Origin of the sequence: Paradevosia shaoguanensis (assembly GCF_016801025.1) — a bacterium.
GTDB classification, from domain to species: domain Bacteria; phylum Pseudomonadota; class Alphaproteobacteria; order Rhizobiales; family Devosiaceae; genus Paradevosia; species Paradevosia shaoguanensis.
This window is the reverse complement of sequence record NZ_CP068983.1, coordinates 524,703-545,228: the sequence shown is the minus strand read 5'-3', so window position 1 is coordinate 545,228 and position 20,526 is coordinate 524,703. Positions and strand designations below refer to the sequence as shown.

The window sequence follows — 20,526 nt, the reverse complement described above, 5'->3', positions numbered from 1 at the left end:
TAACACAATTCCAAATATCGTGCCCTTGCGCGAGGGTCCAGCGGCGTGAGCCATGCCGGTGTCACAAAAGCCTTCCATGGTTAAGCGCACGGGGTTTTCCACGGCGTTAAATCGGCGCTTGTCAGATCGAAAAACTGGCCCTATGTTCCGCCCGTTTTCGGAAGCCGCTCCGCCAAGGAGCTCCGGCCTCGGCCACCAGGCTCCAAAAACATGGCGTGCCGCCTTAGCTCAGCTGGTTAGAGCACTAGATTGTGGATCTAGGGGTCCCCCGTTCGAACCGGGGAGGCGGTACCATTCTCCACCTTCCCCTTGGATTGTTGCCGATCACTTGGCCAAGCGCAGCGACGCAAGCTGGCTGGCGATTTGCTTGAACGTATCCTTGAGCGCATCGGAGGTCGCGGGGAAGTACCAGTACCCGTCGCCGTTCGAGCAATCCTTGAGCATCTGGATGGTCGTCGCGTTAGTTGAGCTCAGTCCGATCGTATAAATCTTTATGCCTGCAGCCTTCGCGTTGGTGCAGGTGGAGAGCGTGCGCGCGTTCATCTCGTCCTGGAGGCGCGTGAGATTGGTTGTAGTGTTGCTCGGATTGCCCCAGAGGCGGCTGTTCGACGGCGCGCCGGAGGGGCGGTCGTTCCAAGGGTATCCGTAGGCAGCGTACAGGGTCGAGAGATTCATATTCCCGTTGTAGTTGGACGTGTTGTCGCCGTCGGTCATCAGGATCATGACCTTGCTGTTCGATCCCGAGTCGTAAGGAAGGGCCTTGAACGGTTCGTTCTCCGACAACAGGTGCCAACCCCACACCGCGCCTTGCGCGATGTTGGTGTTGCCCGAAGCAACCATGGAATTGATGCGGCTGATGATGCTGGACTTATCGCTCGTGAGCGGCAGCAGCGGCGTGGCAACGCAGGAGCCGTTCGGGCCAGACTTGCTGGTGTCGACGGTCGCCCCATTGTACTTGCAGAGCCGCTCCTGAAGTACGCGATCCGAGAACGGGTACGAATAGGTCTGACGCCAGTAATTGGTGTAATTATTGTTGCCAACGGAGGTGTATTCGTAAGCGTCCGAGGTAACAGCGCGGCTGCCATTGCTCAACACTGCGGGACACGACGACACGGTTTTGCTTGTGCCGTCCGTCTCCGTGAAAATCCAGCTTGTGGTTGTAGGCCCAGAACATGATGCTTTATCGTAGTTGGACTTGTTATTGCCCCTCGTAGAGCATTGCGTCTTGGTTTGCAGTTGGACACAGCTCGGGCTCTGCGGGCACGAAGGCGGAGAATCCGGAATGTAACTGTTGGCGCTGGAGCCCCACGACGATGGCTCGTCAGGCGCGAATACAGGAACGAACAGCGAATCCGGGGCCGACTGAGAGGGAGGCTTGTCCGTCACGTCGTAGTCGCCGTTATGCGAACGGGCCTCTACGCAGCCCTTCCAGGTTACCCCCTTTAGGTTGTTGTAGAGGTCGAAGCGGTTCACCGGACCAGTGAACGGCGTGTCCTCGTTATCGTCGTTGTCGAAATTGTCGCGCGCGATGCGCGATTTGCCGGTGGTGTCCATCCAGGTCGCAGTCGTGTACTGGGGTCCGACATTGACGAACGCGTTGAAGGTGACGATGCCGATCCAGGTGTCCTTGACGTTCGTGGCACCAACTGCGGTGTTGCCGGAAGGGCAGGTTTCATCGCCGCTCAGCAGGATGTCGGCAGCGCAACGGGCAGCCTCCTTGAGGCGCGTAAGGCGGCGAGCATAGTTGTTCTGGTTGTCGGCCATGGAACCCGAATTATCGAGAACCATTGCGACTTCGAGATTGAGCTTCTTGCGGGTCGCTTCGGAAAGGAGGCCCGCCGTCAGCGTGTTGACGCCGACGAGGCGGACGAAATTCGTATTGACGGTTACCGACGCGCGTAGGTCCAGGGAGCCATTGGTCGTGTCATAGGTCGCGCTGCTCACCTTGGCTGTGATCGTTGGATCCGCCAGCCGTTCGACCAGAAGCTGATCTGCGGCAGTCTTAATTTGCGCTTCCGTCTGCGTATAAATCTTCGGCTGCAATGCCAGCGCTGCGGCATCCAGCGCTACCTGGGCGCGGGTCTTGGCTTGCTGGACGGAAACGTAGTCGACCACCGCGCCGGAGAAGGCGACGATGACGATGGCCATGACGGCGAAGATGACGCCGAACACGCCCCGTTCGTCGGCGCCCAAGCGGCCGACCAGATTGAGGAAATTGCGCACGACCAGGCCCCAATAGTAATTGGGCCGAGAGTGCCTGAAATTCCTAACTAAAGAACAATGACCTTCGTGCCAATTTGCACACGCGCGAAAAGATCGATGACATCATCGTTGGTCATGCGGATGCAGCCCGAGGAGACGTCCCCGCCGATGGTCCAGGGCTCGTTGGTGCCATGGATGCGGTAGAGGGTCGAGCCGATATAGAGCGCGCGGGCGCCGAGCGGATTGTTCTCCCCGCCCTCCATGTGGCGCGGCAGCCCCGGTCGGCGCTTGAGCATCTCGGCGGGCGGCGTCCAGTCCGGCCATTCGCGCTTGTTGGTGATGCGGTGCGTGCCCGACCATTCAAAGCCGGTCTTGGCGGTGCCGATGCCGTAGCGAAGCGCCTTGCCCTCGCCGAGCATGAAATAGAGGAAGTGCTGGCGGGTATCGACGACGATGGTGCCGGCACGCTCGGACGTGGCCACGCGCACGACCTGCCGCAGGAAGGTCGGATTGACGCGGAAGCGCGCCTGCAACTGCAGGCCATTGGCCGGTCGCCCGGCAACCACGCTCATGCCCGGCGGCGGCGCGTAGACCCAGGGATATTGCTGAACCTGCCCGGCAAAGGCATCGAGCGTCAGTGCGCTCAAGATGGCCAGGCTGCAAGTCGCCGCGCGAACCAGACGCAACATCGAACCGATCCCCCAATCGATAAATCGCCGGGAAATCTGCACGATATTCGCCAAGAGGGAGTGAAACGACGTGGTTTCCTATTTCTTTCCGGCCCGTCAAAATCGGGTGGCGCCGAGGCGATTCTGAACCGAGATAGCGGACCATGACCGAAGAGACCACAGAACTTGTCCGTTGCACCTGGGCGGGAAGCGACCCGCTCTACCAGCACTATCATGATCGCGAATGGGGCCGTCCGGTCACCTCCGACTCGCGGCTTTTCGAGAAGCTGTGCCTGGAAGGTTTCCAGTCGGGGCTGGCCTGGATCACCATCCTGCGCAAGCGCGAACGCTTTCGCGAAGTGTTCCACGGTTTCGACATCCCACGCGTGGCTGCGATGGACGAAACCGATATCGAGCGGCTGCTGCAGGATACCGGCATTATCCGCCATCGCGGCAAGATCGCCTCGACCATCAACAATGCCAAGCGGGCGCTGGAACTGCAGAAGGAATTCGGCTCGCTCGCGGCCTATTTCTGGCGGTTCGAGCCCAAGCCCGAGGAATTGCCGCCACCGGGCACGTTCGTCGCGCAATCCGATGCGTCGCGGCGCATGAGCAAGGATTTGCGCAAGCGCGGCTTCAGCTTCGTCGGGCCAACCACGGCCTACGCCTTCATGCAGGCGATGGGCATGGTGAACGACCACGTCCCCGGATGTTTCTGCCACGCCGAGGTGGATGCGGAGCGCAAGGGGCTGGTGCGGCCGAAGTAGGGCGTTACTCTATCCTGGCACCCCTGCATTCACCCCATCACTGAACTTCCCCGGCCACAGAGCCGGCCTATTGCCACGACAAACGCGAGTGGCGCGATCCGTAGGCCGCGGGTCTTCGCCCGGGGAAGCAAGGGGCGGGGAAGCCACGCTCCCAACGTGAAAGAGGCATTGCCCGAGCAGCCTTCGATCACTTCTCGCCGCCCATACTGTTGCTTTTGCACAACAATCCACCCGCAGCGCGACAAGCTGCCGCATCGGGTGTTGGCAGGCGCTCACGAGCGCGTTACAAGCGCAATGTCCAACACGCAGCCGAGGAGGCGTCTGATGACCTATCGCGTACGCTTCACCAAAATCGCCTGCACCAATTCGGGTATGTGGCTTCGACATTGAAGCCAGCCAACGCCTGAATTCCCTGCTGATCCTTCAGCGACGGACAACTTCCTAGCCTAACGAGACGACTGACCGCCTTTTTCGGGACCATTTTCGTCCCTCCGTCACGAGTCTCTTCATTTCCAGCAACAGGAGCCGGCCGCTTTTGCGGTTCGGAACATGAAATGTCGATTCACCAAGTGAAGGCCCATTCCCTGGTGCCTGCGGTTCCCAGGCGGGAGCCCGAGGCCGCCCAGGGATGGTTTGCCAGGCTCGTAGCCTGGTGGGGCCGCCAGAATCCGGTGGTACCCGATCATCTGCGTGCGGATGTGGGACTGCCGCCCCGCGTGCCGTCCATGTTCGATTTCCCGCTCGTGGACCTCGGCCGCAAGGCCGACCAGGGCAAGAGCAAGGACTGGATGAACTAGCCGTTCCCAGCCCCACAACCCCAACAAAGGAGAAGACAAAATGACCATTCTCGAATTCCAGCCCCTCAAGAACGCCACCCCGGTACCCGCTACGGAAGAGAACGGCGGCAAGCAGCTTGCAGCCTTGCTCTCGTGGTGGCGCTACCGGGTGCGTCCGCCCATAGCGCCGGCGCACCTGCGCGGCGACCTCGGCCTGCCGCCCGATGGCGATGCCGGCCCGTATGAGGGCGTCCCGACCATCAAGCCGATGCTGCTGGTGCTCTGGCGCGCCTAAAAGCGAGGGGGCTCTCCGGTTTTCGGGGAGCCCCACGCTTGCCGTGCCAACCTCAATCCGCTACCAACACCCGCGACTTTTCCGGACTTTGCCAGATGACCGATAAATCCAAGCTGATCGTGCCGCGGCTGCCGCGCGGTTTCGAGGATCGCACGCCCGCCGATATCGCGGCGACCGACGCCATGATCGCCAAGATCAAGGCTGTCTATCAGCGCTACGGGTTCGACCCGATCGAAACCCCGCTCTTCGAATACACCGAGACTCTGGGCAAGTTCCTGCCGGATACCGACCGACCCAATGCCGGCGTGTTCTCGCTTCAGGACGATGACGAGCAGTGGCTGAGCCTGCGCTACGACCTGACCGCGCCGCTCGCCCGCTATTTCGCCGAAAACTACGACAAGCTGCCCAAGCCGTTCCGCTCCTATCGCGCCGGCTACGTGTTCCGCAACGAAAAGCCGGGCCCGGGCCGCTTCCGCCAGTTCATGCAGTTCGACGCCGACACCGTCGGCGCTGCCGGTCCGGAATCGGACGCCGAAATCTGCATGATGATGGCCGACACCATGGATGCCCTCGGCCTCCAGGGGAAATACATCGTCAAGGTCAACAACCGCAAAGTGCTCGACGGCGTGCTGGAAAGCATTGGCCTCGGCAAGGCCGATCCGGACAAGAGCCTCGTAGTGCTCCGCGCCATCGACAAGCTCGATCGCCTCGGCATGGACGGCGTCCGCGCCCTGCTCGGCAAGGGCCGCGAGGACGAAAGCGGCGACTTCACCAAGGGTGCCGGGCTCGACGACAGCCAGATCGCCAAGGTGCTGGCCTATACCTCCGCAGGCGGCGAGGGCGAGGCGCTGTTCGGTGAGCTCGACAAGCTCGTGACCGGCAACGAAACCGGCACCGCCGGCGTGACCGAGCTGCGCGCCATGGCGATGCTGTTCGCCGCTGCGGGCTACGGACCGGACCGCATCAAGATCGATCCTTCAGTTGTCCGTGGCCTTGAATACTACACCGGTCCGGTCTTCGAGATCGAACTCACCTTCGCCGTCACCAACGAGAAGGGTCAGCAGGTCGTCTTCGGCTCCGTCGGCGGCGGCGGCCGCTATGACGGGCTGGTTTCGCGCTTCCGCTCCGAGCCGGTGCCGGCTACCGGCTTCTCCATCGGCGTGTCGCGTCTCGCCAATGCGCTGAAACTCACCGGCAACCTCACCTCCGAGGCGGTGCAGGGGCCCGTCGTGGTGCTGGTCATGGATCGCGACCAGACGGCGCGCTACCAGGCCATGGTATCCGAACTGCGCAACGCCGGGATCCGGGCCGAGATGTATCTGGGTTCCTCGGGCATGAACGCGCAGATGAAATACGCCAATCGGCGCAACGCTCCGGCGGTGGTCATCGAAGGCTCCAACGAGCGCGAGCAGGGCATGGTCACCATCAAGGACATGGTAGCCGGTGCCGAAGCGGCCAAGGAATTCACTTCCAACGCGGAGATGAAGGCGGCGCGCCCGGCCCAGGTGAACGTAGCCCGTGTCGATCTCGTGCAGGCCATCAGGGACATGCTGGCGTGACCACGAGCGCGCAGCGACGGGCAGCCCTCGCCGCCTTGGTCGAGGGAGAGGGCGTGACCCGTGTCACCCCGCCTTTGCTGCTGCCGGCCGGGCCGTATTTCGACCTGGCGGGCGAGGAATTCGGCCGCCGGCTGCTGCTGACCAGCGGCGGCGACGGCACTGAATTCTGCCTGCGTCCCGATTTCACGCTGCCCATCGTCGCCGACTATCTCAAGAGCCCGCGCGCCGGCCAACCCGCGGCCTTCGGCTATCTGGGCCCCATTTTCCGGCAGCGCCGCTCCGGCGTGATCGAAGTCGATCAGGCCGGCCTCGAACTCATGGCGCAGCCGAATGCCGATCTGGCGCTCGACCGTGTTTTCGGCTTCGCTCGCAGGACGCTTGAAATCTTCAACGCCCGCAACGCTGTAGTGCGCCTCGGGGGCGTCGGCCTTTTCGAGGCGCTGTTGGCCGGGCTCGACATGCCCGATGTCTGGCGCCCGCGCATCCGCAACCGTTTCGGCCACGCCGAAGCGCTGGCGCGCTTGCTCGATCGCCTCGCGACGCAAGGCAACGGCAAGGCGGAAACGCCTGACCGCGCGACGCTGGTCGAGCAGGTGACCGAGCAGATGGTGGCCGCCGGCCTCAGCCTCACCGATGGCCGCGGTCCCGAGGAAATCGCCGATCGCTATCTCGAGCAGCAGGCGCTGGACGCGGCGCTCGTGCCGGCAGGCACGCTGGCGCTGCTGCGCGACTACCTGGCGATTGCCGGCGAGGCCGATGAGGCGCTGGACCAGGTCGAGGCGCTGGCCGAGGGCGCGCGCGTCGATCTTTCGGCGCCGCTGCGCACGCTCCGTCGTCATCTGACCGCGTTCGGACCGGCCGCGCCCGTGACGTTCGACGCCGCCTTCTCCCCGCGCCTCGATTACTATACCGGCGTCGTCTTCGAGATGACCGGGCAGGGCGGCCATGTGCTTGCGTCCGGCGGTCAATATGACCGGCTGCTGGAGCGCCTGGGCGCCACCGCGCGCATCGCGGCGGCCGGCTGCGCGGTCTGGGTGGACCGGCTGGAGAAGGAGGCGCTGGCATGAGCGGCATTACGCTGGCGGTGCCTTCCAAGGGCCGGCTCGAGGAAGTGACCCGCGAGACCTTTGCCAAGGCGGGGCTCAACATCACAAGGCCGGGCGGCGCGCGCTCCTATCTGGGCGCGCTCGAAGGCTTTGATGACGTGACGGTGCGTTTCTACCCCGCCGCCGAGATCGCGCGCGAACTCATCCGCGGCGCCATCGATATCGGCGTGACGGGCATCGACCTCATCCACGAGACTGCTGAGCATGGCCCGGAAAGCGTCGTGATCGCCAAGCCGCTCGGCTTCGGCAATGCCGATGTGGTGGTGGCAGTGCCCGAGGCCTGGATCGACGTCACGCAGATGCACGATCTCTCCGACGTCGCCTCCGATTTCCGCGCCCGCCACGGCCGCTGGCTGCGCATCGCGACCAAATACGTGAACGTCACCCGCCGTCACTTCGCCGCCCATGGCATTGCCGAATACCGGATCGTCGAAAGCCTGGGCGCCACCGAAGCGGCCCCGGCCGCGGGCGTAGCCGATATCATCGTGGACATCACCTCCTCGGGCTCGACGCTGGTGGCCAACCAGCTGCGCATCATCGAAGACGGCGTGATCCTCAAGAGCGAAGCCGCGCTGATCGTGAGCCGGACGGCGGATTGGGATGCGAGCCGTGTTGCGACGCTGGGACAATTGCTGGCGCGACTGGGTGCAGAGGCGGCGGTCCAGGAGCTTTAGGGGGCCTCCTTCCTCTCCCCAACCACTGCACTTCCCCGGGCGCAGACCCGGGGCCTATTGCACCGCTCCACTCGAGTGGAGATATCCGTGGGCCCCGGCTCTGCGGCCGGGGAAGTAAGGGGGTGGGAAGGTGTGGGATATGAAGGGGACTGCCTCCCCCCGTGCGCAATTCTTGAACCAATTTGCAGCTAGAAGCTTGACCCGGTAATCTTCCGGACAGGGGCGACCGGCGTGCCGAAAGCGATTGAACTCACCATCCTGATGCCTTGCCTTAACGAGGCCGAGACGCTGGCGACCTGCATTCGCAAGGCGCGCGGCTTCCTCGAACGCGCGGGTGTCGAGGGCGAGGTCGTGGTGGCGGACAATGGTTCGACCGATGGCAGCCAGGAAATCGCCGTCGAGAACGGCGCGCGGCTGGTGCGCGTGGCGACGAAGGGCTACGGCGCTGCCCTCGCAGGCGGCATCGCGGCCGCGCACGGCCGTTTCGTCATCATGGGCGATGCCGACGACAGCTATGATTTCTCCAGCCTCGACCCGTTCCTTGCAGAGCTGCGCGCCGGCAAGCAATTGGTGATGGGCAACCGCTTCAAGGGCGGCATCAAACCGGGCGCCATGCCGCCGCTTCACCGCTATGTCGGCAACCCAGTGCTTTCATTTGCCGGCAGGCTCTTCTTCGGCTCACACATCGGCGATTTTCATTGCGGGCTGCGCGGCTTCGACCGCGACGCGATCCTGGCGCTCAACCTGCGCACCACCGGCATGGAATTCGCCTCCGAAATGGTGGTCAAGGCCACTCAGGCTGGTCTGGCGATCGGCGAAGTGCCCACCACGCTCTGGCCCGATGGTCGCTCTCGTCGCCCCCATCTGCGCTCGTTCCGTGACGGCTGGCGGCACCTGCGGTTCCTGCTGCTCTTCTCGCCGCGCTGGCTCTTCCTCTATCCGGGCATCACGCTGCTGGTGGTCGGCATGGTGCTGGGCGGCATCCTGTTGCAGGGGCCGGTGCATCTTACTCCGACCGTCGAGATCGACCTCCACACCTTCCTCATGGCGGCGATGTTCATCATCGTCGGCCTGCAGTCGGTCTCGTTCGCCCTTATCGGCCGGCGCTTTGCCTCGCGCTACGGCTTCATCCCCAAATCGGGCTTTGATGGCCTGCTCGAAGCGCTGACGCTCGAGCGCATCCTGCTCGCCGCCGTCGTACTGGTGGCCATTGGAATAGGCACGCTCATCTGGGGCGTCAGTGTCTGGGCTTCGCGCGATTTCGGGCCGCTCGATGTCACATCGAGCATGCGCTACATGATCCTGGCCATGACATCGCTCGTAGCGGGCTTGCAGCTTGGCATGAGCGGCTTTATGTCCTCGATGATCAATATTCCGCTCTACGAGCGGCGCGTTGCCGATTTCCCCCCGCCCGACGACCCGATGTCCCGCATCCGGGACCTGCCCAAGAAGAAGTCCTGACTTTGGAACCGCTTACCCTGCTCGCCCTCGCCGTTGTCGGCCTTGCCGCCGGTTTCGTGGATGCCATTGCGGGAGGCGGGGGCATGCTGTCGCTGCCAGCCCTGCTTTCGGCGGGCCTGCCGCCGGTGGCGGCGCTGGCGACCAACAAGATGCAATCGATCGTCGGCACGACAATTGCCGCCACCACCTATTGGCGCAAGGGCCTGGTGTCACTGCGGGCGCTCGTGCCGGCCATCCTGCTGACCCTGGCGGGCAGCCTGCTCGGCGCCCTCACGGTCAAGAACATCGATACCGGCATTCTCGACGTGATCGTGCCGATCGCGCTTATCGCCATTGCCGGCTACTTCATGTTCGCGCCCAAGCTGACCGATGCCGACCGCGCGGCGCGGCTGAGTTTCCCCATCTTCGTGCCGCTCGTGGGTTTTGGCGTCGGCTTCTATGACGGCATTTTCGGACCGGGCACCGGCTCGTTCCTGACGCTGGCCTTCGTCGCGCTCTTCGGTCTGGGCGTCACGCGCGCGGCAGGCAACACCAAGGTGCTCAACCTCGCCTCCAACCTTGGCGCGTTGCTGCTTTTCATCCCCTCGGGCGATGTCGTCTGGCCCGCCGCCTTGACCATGGCGGTCGGACAGATCGCAGGCGGCTATCTCGGCGCGCTGACGGGCATCCGCTTCGGCGCCAAGCTCATCCGCCCGCTGGTCGTGGTGGTCTCGGTGGCGATGGCGCTCAAGCTGCTGCTCGTGCCCTAATTGGCGGTGCCGAACGCGGCCTCGATGGCGGTGCGGGTCTGCGGCCCGAAATTGCCATCGGCCTTGCCGTCATAGAACCCGTCCTGCTTCAGCAATTCCTGGATGCGACGCAGGAAATTGGCCGAGACATTCTTGTTGCGGGCATCGAAGAGATTGTCATGGGCCGACTGCACGCCATGCGTGAGTGCGTAGTAGGCGAGGTCGGCGGCCTTGTGCGTATCCTTGGCGACGCCTTCGCCATAGACGTAGCGCAGCGATAGCGCCCAATAGGCGTCGGCATAGCCGCCATCGACGGCCTTCTGGTACCAGCTCACCGCCTCTTCGAGATCCTTGCCGATGCCGCGGCCTTCCAGGTACATGTCGCCCAGATAGTACATGCCGCGCAGGTTGTCCTTCTCGGCAGCCTTGCGGTACCAGCTCACCGCTTCCTCAAGGTCCTTGGTCACCCCGCGGCCCTGTTCGTAGAGCGTGCCGATATTGACCATGGCGGTGTAGAAGCCCGCATCGGCAGCCTTGCGATACCAGGCCATGGCCTCCTTGGGGTCTTCCTTGACCGACCGGCCGAGATCGTACATCAGCCCGACCATGTCATAGCCATAACCATCGCCCATGGCCGCCGCTTCGCGATAGAGGGCCAGCGCCTTGTCGTAGTCCTGCTTGACCCCGTCGCCGTCGTAATACTGGTCGGCTTCATCGAGAATGTCGTTGACCGAACGGGGAGCCGTTGGCGTCTGCGTCGTGGTCGGCTTCTTGCTCGGCGTCTTGTCCGAATTGCCGCCGGACGTCACCGCGGGCGTGGCGGTGGAAGACGAAGGATTGGCATCCTTGCTCTTCTCCACGGCAATGGCCGGCGAGAGAATCAAAGCGGAAAGCGCGATAGCGCCAAGAAACTGGCCGGTGCGGAACACGGTCGAACCCTCGAAAAGTCTATATACCAGAGGATGCTATGGCCCGCCGGCCTGAGTCAAATCGGACGTCGGGAGGAGGGGCTGCTACTCGCAGCTCGCCGGCAGGATCGCTTCGAGCTCACCATTGGCGGGCTTGAGGTCGCCCTTCTCGATGTGCAGCGGCACAAACGGCGGCGTCGCCTGGATCTGCGGGTTGGCGAGGCGCAGCGTGTAGCAGCCGGCAAACTGCTTGTGCGTGCCGTCCTTGCCCACGGCGTCGATCGCCACCGGCACCGAATAGTATGTGCTCCCCGCCGCGCCTTCAGACGTCGACTTACCGAGCAGGACATCGACGCTATCGGTATCCTCGTAGCCCTTGGAGAAGGTCTCGAAATCGGCGGGCGCGTTGTCCGCGCCGAAATAGGAATAGGCGCGCAGGTATTCGGCGCGATTGATGGCGTTGTAGAGCGAGTTGATCACCGCCTCAGGCGTCGAGCGGTCATCGATATAGGCCTCCTCGTCCTGCGCCAGCGTGGGCGAAGCCAGGAGAGCCAACAATGCCAAAGCCGCGAGCCCGCGCATCTACCGCTCGATGAAGGTGCGCAGGGCCGCGTTGATCCGGTCCTGCCAGCCCGGACCGTCGTCCTGGAAGTGCTCGAGCACGTCGCGATCGAGACGCAGCGAAACCGTTTCCTTGCCGACCGGAATCGCGTTGCTCTTGGGCGATACGTTCTCGACCTGCTTGGTCGTCGCTGCCTTGAACAGGGCCTCGGCCTGGTCGATGGCGCTGGTATGTCGTCTGGTGGGAGGGGCCATGGGCGCTTCCTGTGGTGAAGTTGTCCGAGCCTAGAGCAGCCAAGGGCGTCGGGCCAGAGCGTTTGATCGAACATCACCCGCAAAGGGAAAGGGCGGCCCTTATGGACCGCCCTCCCGTTCGTGACCTTGGGAAAGGTCAGGTGTTCTAGTCGGCTGATGCCGGCCGGACTTCTTAGAAGTCCATGCCGCCCATGCCGCCCATGCCACCGCCGCCCGGCATGGCCGGAGCAGCATCCTTCGGCAGCTCGGCAATGAGCGCCTCGGTGGTGATCAGGAGCGAAGCGACCGAAGCCGCGTCCTGGAGGGCGGTGCGCACGACCTTGACCGGGTCGATAACGCCGAGCTGCACGAGATCGCCGTACTGGTCGGTCGCGGCGTTGTAGCCGAACGACTCGGACGGGTTCTCGAGGATCTTGGCCACAACGACCGAGCCTTCGGCGCCGGCATTGTTCGAGATCTGACGGACCGGCTCCTGGAGAGCGCGGCGCACGATGGCGATACCGGCTTCCTGGTCGGCATTGGCGCCCTTGACCTTGATGGCAGCCGAAGCGCGCAGCAGCGCAACGCCACCGCCCGGAACGATGCCTTCTTCAACGGCAGCGCGGGTAGCGTTCAGGGCGTCGTCGACGCGATCCTTGCGCTCCTTGACTTCCACTTCCGTGGCGCCGCCGACCTTGATCACCGCAACGCCGCCAGCCAGCTTGGCCAGACGTTCCTGCAGCTTTTCCTTGTCGTAGTCCGAGGTGGTTTCCTCGATCTGCGCCTTGATCTGAGCAACGCGGCCCTGGATGTCTTCCTGGGAACCGGCGCCGTCCACGATCGTGGTGTTTTCCTTGGTGATTTCAACGCGCTTGGCAGTGCCGAGCATGTCGATGGTCACATTCTCGAGCTTGATGCCGAGGTCTTCGGAGATCACCTGGCCACCGGTCAGGATGGCGATGTCTTCGAGCATGGCCTTGCGGCGGTCACCAAAGCCCGGGGCCTTGACGGCAGCGACCTTGAGGCCGGCGCGCAGACGGTTGACGACGAGGGTGGCAAGGGCTTCGCCCTCGATGTCCTCGGCAATGATCAGCAGCGGGCGCTGGGACTGCACGACAGCTTCGAGCAGCGGCAGAATGGTCTGCAGGTTCGAGAGCTTCTTCTCGTGGAGCAGGATGACGGCGTCCTCGAGGACGGCGGTCATCTTCTCGGTGTTGGTCACGAAGTAGGGCGAGAGGTAGCCGCGGTCGAACTGCATGCCTTCGACGACTTCGAGCTCGGTCTCGGCGGTCTTGGCTTCTTCGACGGTGATGACACCCTCGTTGCCGACCTTCTGCATGGCTTCGGCGATCTGGTCGCCGATCGACGATTCGCCGTTGGCCGAGATGGTGCCGACCTGGGCGACTTCAGCCGAAGAATTGATCTTCTTGGCCTTGGACTTGAGGTTGGAGACGACTTCCTCGACGGCCATGTCGATGCCGCGCTTCAGATCCATCGGGTTGAAGCCGGCGGCGACGGCCTTGACGCCTTCGACGACGATGGCCTGGCCGAGAACGGTCGCGGTGGTGGTGCCGTCACCGGCGATGTCGTTGGTCTTGGACGCAACCGAGCGCAGGAGCTGGGCGCCCAGGTTCTCGTACTTGTCCTCGAGTTCGATTTCCTTGGCGACGGTGACGCCGTCCTTGGTGATGCGCGGGGCGCCGAACGACTTTTCGATAACGACGTTACGACCCTTCGGGCCGAGGGTCACCTTCACCGCATTGGCAAGGGTGTTGACGCCGCGCAGCATGCGCTCGCGGGCATCGGTGGAGAACTTTACTTCTTTAGCGGCCATGTCTGGCGCTCCTTAGTAAGCGTTGAACGGACTGTCCGGAGCCGGCTTTAGCCGATGATGCCCAGGATGTCGGATTCCTTCATGATCAACAGGTCCTTGCCGTCGATCTTGACCTCGGTGCCGCTCCACTTGCCGAAGAGCACGCGATCGCCTGCCTTGACGTCCAGGGCAACAACCTTGCCGCTTTCGTCACGCGCACCGGGGCCAACGGCCTCGATGATGCCTTCGGAGGGCTTTTCCTTGGCAGTGTCGGGGATGATGATGCCGCCAGCGGACTTTTCCTCGCTGTCGACGCGCCGGACGACCACGCGGTCGTGCAGGGGACGGAAGCTCATTTTCGCTCCTTATGAGACCTAACGGTGATGCAAATCTGAGACCTGTTAGCACTCCGGATAACAGAGTGCTAACTGGCTGGCAGCCGATATAGGAGCCGTGTTTTAGGGAGTCAAGGTCGCGGGATTGTGACGGAGCGGTGAAGTCGGCTTCCACCCGCGCTTACAATGAGAGATAAGGGGCTATGACCGAAAAGCCAAAAAATTCCGACATCCGCATCCGCCGTACCGGCGGCGCAGGCCTCAACGCTCAGTGGCAATGGGAGGTTCTCGATGCCGAAGGCAATGTCCTCAAGAAGGGCACCGCCTTGGGCGAAGAACACAAGGCCTTCGCCACCGCCCGCAAGGCGAAGGAAAAGCTGGGGCTTTAGAGCCGTCCGACCCGCCCGGTCCTGGACTTGAGCAACGGAGCGAGGCGTGCGGCGAGCAAAGCCACGAAAGAGCGGCTGAAGCGACCCAGCGGCGCCTGATCAGGCCTAAGGTAGAAGGATTGTTCGGCGACATCGTAATTGTACTCGCTGATGACGATCCACGACGTGCCGACCTCGCTCAGCCCCCCACGCCTCCTCTCTATCTCCGGAATCTCGATCGCGTCCTGCTCGCGAATTGGCGGTTTACTCGAGATGGCTAACAGCATCAGGTGCGTCGTGCCGCTCCCTGTCTTCAGCGCGATCACCATGCAGATCGGTCGCTCCTTCCGCCCCTCGGTTTCCCCCTCTTTTTGCTCCCGCAGCCAGAGATAAGGGTAGGTGAGGACAGTGCCCGGCCGCAGCAGGTCAGGGTTCATCGTCGCCGTAACCTTCGCCGCGCGACAGGCGATCTAGCTCCTGGGCAAAGGCATCGGCTATTTCATCCGGTGTCTCCCCGGCACCGTATACGCGGCGCGGGTCGCGCCGGGCCAGCCGGGCGTATTCTTCCGCCGTTATGATGATGAATTTCGGCTTGCCGTGGCGGGTGATCTCGACCGGGCCCGAATAGGCGGCTTCAACCACCTCGCCCGAGCGATTGTTGAGTTCGGTAAGCGAGAAGCGGCGCACGATATAGTTCCTTAAATCAGGTAGTTTCTCTAAAGTACCTAATTTATGGATTTTCGTAAAGCTAAGCCACGCCCTTCCGTCCCGCCATTTCCGCCCAGGCCTGTCGCTTGCGATAGATCGTCGATGGGCTGAGCTCGAGGGCCGCGGCTGCCAGGGCGATGTTGCCGTTAAAGCTCAGGATTGCATCCTCGATGATGCGTTGCTCCTGCTGCCACATCGGCAGCACAGTTGTGCGACGTGCGGCAGGGGCCTCGGCGACCGGAGGCGGTGCGAAGCTGCGGGATTCGATATCGGCGGCCGCGACCATTTCTGCGGTGATCTCGCCGCCGTCGAACATCACGACCAGCCGCCGCACGAGGTTCTGCAGCTGCCGCACATTGCCTGGCCATTCGCGGGCGATGAGGCCATCGGCAGTCTCGGGTGAGAAACCGGCGAACTGCTTGTGCTCCTCCTGCGCAAAGCGCGCGAGGAAATGCTGGGCCAGCACCAGGATATCCGCCGGCCGCTGGCGCAGCGGTGGCAGGTGAATGGGCAGGACGTGCAGGCGATAGAAGAGGTCCTCGCGGAACCGCTTTTCGGTAATCATCTGCATCGGATTGCGATTGGTGGCGCAGATGACGCGCACATCGACCTGGCGGGTATCGGCCTCGCCAACGCGGCTCAGCGCACCGGTCTGCAGGAAACGCAGCAGCTTGCTCTGCAGCGAAAGGTCCATTTCACCGATTTCGTCGAGGAACAGCGTGCCGCCATCGGCCAGCTCCGCTGCGCCTTTCCTGTCTTCCACGGAGCCCGTATAGGCCCCACGCGCCGCCCCAAAGAGCTCGCTCTCCATGAGGTCTCGCGGGATCGCCGCGCAATTGACCGCCACGAACCGCTTGCCCGCGCGCGGCCCCTGGCTGTGGAGCGCTTCCGCGCAGACTTCCTTGCCCGTGCCGCTTTCGCCGGTGATGAAAACCGGCGCAGATGAGGGTGCGATGCGCCCGATCTGCTCGTAGACATATTGCATCTGGGTCGATGCGCCGACGAAGCCGGCGAAATCTTCCTTGATGCCGGGTCGCGCATCGATGGTGAGTGCGCGCGCCTTGCCGTGCCGGTGCGCCAGCTCACCGATTCGGGCAGCGAAGCCCGAACCCGAAAGCGGCTTGGCGAGAAAATCGTGTGCTCCCGCCCGCATGGCGGCGACCGCCGCCGACACCGAAGCCCCACCCGAAAGCGCGATCAGCAGCGCGCCTTCCGCGATCTTGGCGAGCCGTGCCACCGCTTCCTCGGTGCTCGGCGCCAGGTCATCGAGGCTGGAAAGATCCATGAGTACGATGTCGAAATCCCGCCCGCGCAGCCTGTCGGCGCCGGTCCGGCCATTGCGGGCCTCCTCGATCACCGGTTCACTGAGCAGGCAACCCGAAAGGTTCGCCGCCATGGCCCGCGCGGCGGCGGGATCACGGTCGATCAGGAGAATCGTCGCAGCGGCGTCGGACCTTTGTCCGGGTCGCATCGGCATGGGCGTTATCCTCGCCTCTGGCGTTTTTGCTTTCCGCAGATTGTTTATGAACAGGGTAAACAATTCGTTTGTCTTCCCGTCGAAGGCATCCGCTTTTGCCGTTTCGGCTTGGGTGGTATTGAGTTGAAACAGAATCACCAACTCGCCGGGAATAGGTAGTGCAGGCGCTGGTTTATACTTTCATCGCCCTGGCAGCCTGCGCTCTCGCAGCTACGGCCTATTTTGGCCTGGCGTTTTCGCCAGTCGAAGCCCTGATGCTCGCCATGCTGGCCGGCGGTTTGGCCGTCATCTACATGGAACGCCAGCTGCGCCGCCGCTCCGAAGCACGCCTTGAACGCGCCGTCGAGGAATTGTCGCGTCTCCTCGCCACTGACGCTCAGGCCGGGCAGGTCCTCTCCCAGCGCATCAACGCCCTTACCGACGTCGATGCCGGCAAGCGCCTTTCCGGCCTCGAAGCCGATATTTCCGTGCTGGGCACCGTCGTGCGCCAGGTCGCCGAAGCGGTTTCCGACCTTGAACAGGCCCAGGAAGAGGAGCGCGAAGCGCAGAAGGGCCCGATGGTCCTGAGCGCCACCGCCCGCGCCGTGCCCGAAGCGCTGCCCGAACCGGATATCGATCTTTCCATCGTCGAGGATGCGCTCAGCGAAGGGCGCATTCTTTTCCACATCGAGCCGATCTTTACGCTGCCCCAGCGCCGCGTGCACGGCTATGACCTCACACCGCGCATGCGCATGGACGGGGGTGACATCGCCGCTGCCTCGGAATTCATGCCCGTGCGCGGCGGCGAAAGCGTCATCCGCCGCATCGAGATCATGGCTGCCGAAGAGGCGGTGACGCTGCTGCACCGCGCCCGCGCCAACAAATCGACGCTCACCCTCTACGTGCCGCTCTCGCGCGCCACGTTGGGCGACGTGCCGGCGGTCAATCAGATTTCGGCCCTGCTTGAAGCCAATCGCGGCACTGTCCCGGTGATCAATTTCGCCATCAGCGAAGACGATTGGCGCGCCTGCACCAGTGCAGAGCGCCAGGCACTGGCGGCGATGATGCGTCGAGGCGCCGCCTATTCGATCGTCAATGCCCGCTCGCTGCGTTCGGATTTCAGCGAGCTCTCGGCTCTTGGCGTCCGTTCCGTCCGCGTCGATGCGACACGGTTCGTCGAGCAGCCTGGGGCCTTTACCGATATCCACACTTCCGATATCGCCAGTTTCGTCGAGCGCTCGGGCATCGACCTGATGGCGATGGGCATCAGGTCCGAAGACCAGATCATATCCCTCCTCGAAGATGGGTTCGGCTACGCACAAGGCTATTACATGGCCTCCGCCGGTCCGATCCGTCCTGATCTCGTGGGTGATCGCCTGGCGCCTGTAGCGTAAGCGAAGGACCAAACATGTCGGACACAGCCGGAGCGCTTTCCGGGCTTTCAGCCATTGCCGGACGCTATGACGTCGTGCTGTCGGACGTCTGGGGCGTGGTGCATAACGGCGTGGCTGCCTATCCGAGCGCCGTCGAGGCGCTGGTGAAGTTCCGCCAGGCCGGTGGACGCGTCGTCCTCATCACCAACGCGCCTCGGCCCTCAGGCCCCATCATCGCCATGCTCGATGAACTCGGCGTCCCGGGCGGTGCCTATGATTCGGTGGTGACCTCGGGCGACGCCACTCGCACCATGATCGCGCGCTATTCCGGCAAGGTCATCCACCATGTCGGACCGCCCACCGCCGACGATGCGCTTTATGAAGGCCTCAACGTGCGCCGTGGCACGGCCGACGAGGCTTCCGCCGTCGTCGTCACGGACCTCGATACCGATGACGACACGCCCGACATGTATTCCGATCGCATTGCCCATTGGCGCCGTCGTGGCCTGCCGCTCATCTGCGCCAATCCAGACAAGGTGGTCGAGATCGGCGAGCAGATCGTCTATTGCGGCGGCGCACTGGCCGATATCTACGAGGAACTGGGCGGCATCGTGCTGATGGCCGGCAAACCCTATGCCCCGATCTACAACGAGGCCCTGGCGCTGGCCGAGAAGGCCGTCGGCCATCCCGTCGAGCGCAGCCGCATCCTCGCCATCGGCGACAGCGTGCGCACCGACGCCATGGGCGCGGCCGATTTCGGCATTGATTTCCTGTTCATCACCGGCTCGATCCATGCGGGCGAGCTGGATGCCTTCGGCGAGCCGGACTCCGAGCATATCCGCAACTTCGTGGCCACTACCGGCGCCCGCCTCGCCGGCTTCATGCCGCGGCTGGCTTGGTAGCTTGCAATGGCGCGCCAAACTTGGCAATTTCCCGCGGCTTGCACCCTGGGGCGTAACTACAAGTGACTGATTTCATCAAGCTAGCGGGCCTGGATACCGTACCGGCCCAGCTCAAGGGTGCCCAGGTTGCCATCGGCAATTTCGATGGCTTCCACCGTGGCCACCAGCACGTCTTCGCGGCCCTCAAGGAACGCGCGCGCCAGCGCGGCGTGCCGGCGGTGGTGCTGACGTTCGAGCCGCATCCGCGTGACGTCTTCGCGCCCGAGCCCTTCATGTTCCGCCTCACCGAAGGCAATGCCAAGGCGCGCCTCGCTGAAGCGCTGGGGCTCGATGGCATCGTCATCATGCCCTTCACGCGCGACCTTTCGCAGGTCGAGGCCGAAGATTTCGTCTCCCGCTATCTGGTCGATGCCCTCGCCGTTTCCGGTGTGATCGTCGGCGCCGATTTCCATTTCGGCCGCGGCCGGCGCGGCACTCCCGATTTCCTGCGCAGCGCCGGCGCGCAATACGGCTTCGAGGTCGAAACGCTGGCGCTGATCGATGATGGTACCGAACCTATCTCGTCCTCGCGCGTCCGCTCGGCGCTCGGCGTCGGCGACCTCGCCACGGCCAATACGCTCCTCGGCTACCACTGGTTCGTCGAAGGCGAGATCGTCTCGGGCGATCGCCGCGGCCGCGAGCTGGGTTTCCCCACCGCCAACATGGCCACCCATGAGGGCTTCCACCTCGCGCAGGGCGTCTACGCCGTGCGCGCACGTCTCGGCGACCGGCTGATCAACGGCGTCGCCAGCTTCGGCAAGCCGATGTTCAACAACCAGCGTCCACCCTTCGAGACGCATCTCTTCGATTTCCATGACGACATCTATGGCGCCCACCTTTCGGTGGCCCTGATCGCCCACATCCGCGGCCAGGAAGTCTTCAGCGGCCTCGATGACCTCATCGCCGCAATGAACCGCGACAGCCGCAAGGCCGAGGACGCCCTCAACGCCTGCGCGCCTAAGAGCGAACTGGACAGGAAGCTCGGCTTCTTCGGTTAGCCGTCCCCGAGGTGCCGGGCGATAAGCTTGGCCACGTCTTGCGCATGGGTGATCGCCAGATCGTGGTCACCGCCCTGGATCATCTGAAGCCGCCCATTGGGGAGCAGCGCTTCCAGACGCCTCCCAACGGCCACTGGGCTGATCGGGTCGCTGTCACCCCAGAGCAGCAGTGTGGGGCAGGCGATCTCGCCGAGGCGCGCCGACAGGTCTTCGCGTGCTTCCCCGATCCAGCGGGCAGCAGCAGGATAGGCCGCGTAATAGTCCGCCCGCCAATCACTCCCACCGAGATCCGCCACCGGCACTCCGCCCGAAGTCACCGTGAGCACCAGCCGTCGAACCTTCTCCGGCGCGGCCAGCGCCACCTTCACGGCAACGAGCCCACCCATGGATTGCGCAATGATATTGGCGGGCTCGTCGAGCCCTTCGAGAACCATGTTGACGAGGTCGTCGACGCCATTGACGTCAGGTCTATGCGGTTCGTTGCCCAACCCTGGCCAGGCCAGCAACCGACCATCGAGCCCCAAATGAGTGGCGACCGGGCGCCAGAAGTCGGCGCTGCCACCCGCACCCGGCAGGAAGAAGGTTTTGGCCACGC

23 protein-coding genes and 1 tRNA gene are annotated in these 20,526 nt (G+C 63.6%); 13 read left to right on the top strand and 11 right to left on the bottom strand.

Annotated features, from left to right (window positions below):
- Positions 1-217 precede the first annotated feature (217 nt).
- Positions 218-294, top strand: a tRNA-His gene (locus JNE37_RS02615).
- A gap of 30 nt (positions 295-324) precedes the next feature.
- Here the strand turns inward: JNE37_RS02615 and JNE37_RS02610 are convergent.
- Complete coding sequence (locus JNE37_RS02610) at positions 325-2,223, bottom strand: pilus assembly protein TadG-related protein (protein ID WP_203065217.1); 1,899 nt, start codon at positions 2,221-2,223, stop codon at positions 325-327.
- 47 nt (positions 2,224-2,270) lie between these two features.
- Positions 2,271-2,891: a L,D-transpeptidase gene (locus JNE37_RS02605; RefSeq protein WP_052152157.1), complete on the bottom strand. Its 621-nt coding sequence runs from the start codon at positions 2,889-2,891 to the stop codon at positions 2,271-2,273.
- Between the two features lie 143 nt (positions 2,892-3,034).
- On the opposite strand from JNE37_RS02605, the gene JNE37_RS02600 reads away from it, so the two are divergent.
- From JNE37_RS02600 to JNE37_RS02565, 8 genes are all read left to right on the top strand, one after another.
- Positions 3,035-3,637 (top strand): DNA-3-methyladenine glycosylase I, encoded by a 603-nt coding sequence (locus JNE37_RS02600; RefSeq protein WP_203065216.1) that lies wholly within the window; start codon positions 3,035-3,037, stop codon positions 3,635-3,637.
- Between the two features lie 554 nt (positions 3,638-4,191).
- The gene (locus JNE37_RS02595; RefSeq protein WP_203065215.1) at positions 4,192-4,434 is read left to right on the top strand and encodes a hypothetical protein; all 243 of its coding nucleotides are present in this window, start codon (positions 4,192-4,194) and stop codon (positions 4,432-4,434) included.
- A gap of 40 nt (positions 4,435-4,474) precedes the next feature.
- Complete coding sequence (locus tag JNE37_RS02590; protein ID WP_182398067.1) at positions 4,475-4,708, top strand: hypothetical protein; 234 nt, start codon at positions 4,475-4,477, stop codon at positions 4,706-4,708.
- 95 nt (positions 4,709-4,803) lie between these two features.
- Complete coding sequence (gene hisS, locus JNE37_RS02585) at positions 4,804-6,267, top strand: histidine--tRNA ligase (RefSeq protein WP_203065214.1); 1,464 nt, start codon at positions 4,804-4,806, stop codon at positions 6,265-6,267.
- Positions 6,264-7,334: an ATP phosphoribosyltransferase regulatory subunit gene (locus JNE37_RS02580; protein ID WP_203065213.1), complete on the top strand. Its 1,071-nt coding sequence runs from the start codon at positions 6,264-6,266 to the stop codon at positions 7,332-7,334. The genes hisS and JNE37_RS02580 overlap by 4 nt, the downstream gene beginning before the upstream one ends.
- Positions 7,331-8,047, top strand: a complete 717-nt coding sequence (hisG, locus tag JNE37_RS02575; RefSeq protein ID WP_035090424.1) for an ATP phosphoribosyltransferase — start codon at positions 7,331-7,333, stop codon at positions 8,045-8,047. The genes JNE37_RS02580 and hisG overlap by 4 nt, the downstream gene beginning before the upstream one ends.
- Before the next feature lie 231 nt (positions 8,048-8,278).
- Positions 8,279-9,508, top strand: coding sequence for a glycosyltransferase family 2 protein (locus JNE37_RS02570; RefSeq protein ID WP_246513476.1), 1,230 nt, complete (start codon positions 8,279-8,281; stop codon positions 9,506-9,508).
- A 2-nt stretch (positions 9,509-9,510) separates the two neighbouring features.
- Positions 9,511-10,257 (top strand): TSUP family transporter, encoded by a 747-nt coding sequence (locus JNE37_RS02565; protein WP_197030253.1) that lies wholly within the window; start codon positions 9,511-9,513, stop codon positions 10,255-10,257.
- On the opposite strand, the gene JNE37_RS02560 is transcribed toward JNE37_RS02565, so the two are convergent.
- From JNE37_RS02560 to JNE37_RS02540, 5 genes are all read right to left on the bottom strand, one after another.
- Positions 10,254-11,165, bottom strand: a complete 912-nt coding sequence (locus JNE37_RS02560; RefSeq protein WP_203065212.1) for an SEL1-like repeat protein — start codon at positions 11,163-11,165, stop codon at positions 10,254-10,256. The two genes, JNE37_RS02565 and JNE37_RS02560, sit on opposite strands and share 4 nt — an antisense overlap.
- A gap of 84 nt (positions 11,166-11,249) precedes the next feature.
- Positions 11,250-11,726 (bottom strand): hypothetical protein, encoded by a 477-nt coding sequence (locus tag JNE37_RS02555; protein ID WP_203065211.1) that lies wholly within the window; start codon positions 11,724-11,726, stop codon positions 11,250-11,252.
- Positions 11,727-11,960 (bottom strand): BrnA antitoxin family protein, encoded by a 234-nt coding sequence (locus JNE37_RS02550; protein ID WP_203065210.1) that lies wholly within the window; start codon positions 11,958-11,960, stop codon positions 11,727-11,729.
- Positions 11,961-12,132: 172 nt separating this feature from the next.
- The gene (gene groL, locus JNE37_RS02545; protein WP_035035344.1) at positions 12,133-13,773 is read right to left on the bottom strand and encodes a chaperonin GroEL; all 1,641 of its coding nucleotides are present in this window, start codon (positions 13,771-13,773) and stop codon (positions 12,133-12,135) included.
- Between the two features lie 47 nt (positions 13,774-13,820).
- On the bottom strand, positions 13,821-14,108 hold the full coding sequence (locus tag JNE37_RS02540; protein WP_035035346.1) for a co-chaperone GroES: 288 nt from the start codon (positions 14,106-14,108) through the stop codon (positions 13,821-13,823).
- A gap of 182 nt (positions 14,109-14,290) precedes the next feature.
- Between JNE37_RS02540 and JNE37_RS02535 the strand changes: the two genes are divergently transcribed.
- Positions 14,291-14,476, top strand: coding sequence for a hypothetical protein (locus tag JNE37_RS02535; RefSeq protein ID WP_035035349.1), 186 nt, complete (start codon positions 14,291-14,293; stop codon positions 14,474-14,476).
- Here JNE37_RS02535 and JNE37_RS02530 read toward each other — a convergent pair.
- From JNE37_RS02530 to JNE37_RS02520, 3 genes are all read right to left on the bottom strand, one after another.
- Positions 14,473-14,892: a hypothetical protein gene (locus JNE37_RS02530; RefSeq protein ID WP_203065209.1), complete on the bottom strand. Its 420-nt coding sequence runs from the start codon at positions 14,890-14,892 to the stop codon at positions 14,473-14,475. The genes JNE37_RS02535 and JNE37_RS02530 overlap by 4 nt on opposite strands.
- A complete protein-coding gene (locus JNE37_RS02525) occupies positions 14,882-15,142 on the bottom strand; it encodes a type II toxin-antitoxin system Phd/YefM family antitoxin (protein ID WP_203065208.1) in 261 nt (86 codons plus the stop codon). Before JNE37_RS02525 ends, JNE37_RS02530 begins: the two co-directional genes overlap by 11 nt.
- A gap of 61 nt (positions 15,143-15,203) precedes the next feature.
- On the bottom strand, positions 15,204-16,640 hold the full coding sequence (locus JNE37_RS02520) for a sigma-54 dependent transcriptional regulator (RefSeq protein ID WP_246513474.1): 1,437 nt from the start codon (positions 16,638-16,640) through the stop codon (positions 15,204-15,206).
- 158 nt (positions 16,641-16,798) lie between these two features.
- Here JNE37_RS02520 and JNE37_RS02515 point away from each other — a divergent pair, with 158 nt between their 5' ends.
- The 3 genes from JNE37_RS02515 (at position 16,799) to JNE37_RS02505 (ending at position 19,931) form a co-directional block, all read left to right on the top strand.
- Entirely contained in the window at positions 16,799-18,013 is a 1,215-nt protein-coding gene (locus JNE37_RS02515) for an EAL domain-containing protein (RefSeq protein ID WP_203065207.1), read from the top strand.
- A 14-nt stretch (positions 18,014-18,027) separates the two neighbouring features.
- A complete protein-coding gene (locus tag JNE37_RS02510; RefSeq protein WP_203065206.1) occupies positions 18,028-18,894 on the top strand; it encodes a TIGR01459 family HAD-type hydrolase in 867 nt (288 codons plus the stop codon).
- A gap of 62 nt (positions 18,895-18,956) precedes the next feature.
- A complete protein-coding gene (locus tag JNE37_RS02505; protein WP_203065205.1) occupies positions 18,957-19,931 on the top strand; it encodes a bifunctional riboflavin kinase/FAD synthetase in 975 nt (324 codons plus the stop codon).
- Here JNE37_RS02505 and JNE37_RS02500 read toward each other — a convergent pair.
- Complete coding sequence (locus JNE37_RS02500) at positions 19,928-20,524, bottom strand: alpha/beta fold hydrolase (protein WP_203065204.1); 597 nt, start codon at positions 20,522-20,524, stop codon at positions 19,928-19,930. The genes JNE37_RS02505 and JNE37_RS02500 overlap by 4 nt on opposite strands.
- Positions 20,525-20,526: the final 2 nt, after the last annotated feature.

Coding starts and splice junctions, on each gene's coding strand:
- JNE37_RS02605 (WP_052152157.1), bottom strand. CDS start 2,891: ATGTTGCGTCTGGTTCGCGCGGCGACTTGCAGCCTGGCCATCTTGAGC.
- JNE37_RS02600 (WP_203065216.1), top strand. CDS start 3,035: ATGACCGAAGAGACCACAGAACTTGTCCGTTGCACCTGGGCGGGAAGC.
- JNE37_RS02595 (WP_203065215.1), top strand. CDS start 4,192: ATGTCGATTCACCAAGTGAAGGCCCATTCCCTGGTGCCTGCGGTTCCC.
- JNE37_RS02590 (WP_182398067.1), top strand. CDS start 4,475: ATGACCATTCTCGAATTCCAGCCCCTCAAGAACGCCACCCCGGTACCC.
- hisS (WP_203065214.1), top strand. CDS start 4,804: ATGACCGATAAATCCAAGCTGATCGTGCCGCGGCTGCCGCGCGGTTTC.
- hisG (WP_035090424.1), top strand. CDS start 7,331: ATGAGCGGCATTACGCTGGCGGTGCCTTCCAAGGGCCGGCTCGAGGAA.
- JNE37_RS02555 (WP_203065211.1), bottom strand. CDS start 11,726: ATGCGCGGGCTCGCGGCTTTGGCATTGTTGGCTCTCCTGGCTTCGCCC.
- JNE37_RS02550 (WP_203065210.1), bottom strand. CDS start 11,960: ATGGCCCCTCCCACCAGACGACATACCAGCGCCATCGACCAGGCCGAG.
- groL (WP_035035344.1), bottom strand. CDS start 13,773: ATGGCCGCTAAAGAAGTAAAGTTCTCCACCGATGCCCGCGAGCGCATG.
- JNE37_RS02540 (WP_035035346.1), bottom strand. CDS start 14,108: ATGAGCTTCCGTCCCCTGCACGACCGCGTGGTCGTCCGGCGCGTCGAC.
- JNE37_RS02535 (WP_035035349.1), top strand. CDS start 14,291: ATGACCGAAAAGCCAAAAAATTCCGACATCCGCATCCGCCGTACCGGC.
- JNE37_RS02530 (WP_203065209.1), bottom strand. CDS start 14,892: ATGAACCCTGACCTGCTGCGGCCGGGCACTGTCCTCACCTACCCTTAT.
- JNE37_RS02520 (WP_246513474.1), bottom strand. CDS start 16,640: ATGCCGATGCGACCCGGACAAAGGTCCGACGCCGCTGCGACGATTCTC.
- JNE37_RS02510 (WP_203065206.1), top strand. CDS start 18,028: ATGTCGGACACAGCCGGAGCGCTTTCCGGGCTTTCAGCCATTGCCGGA.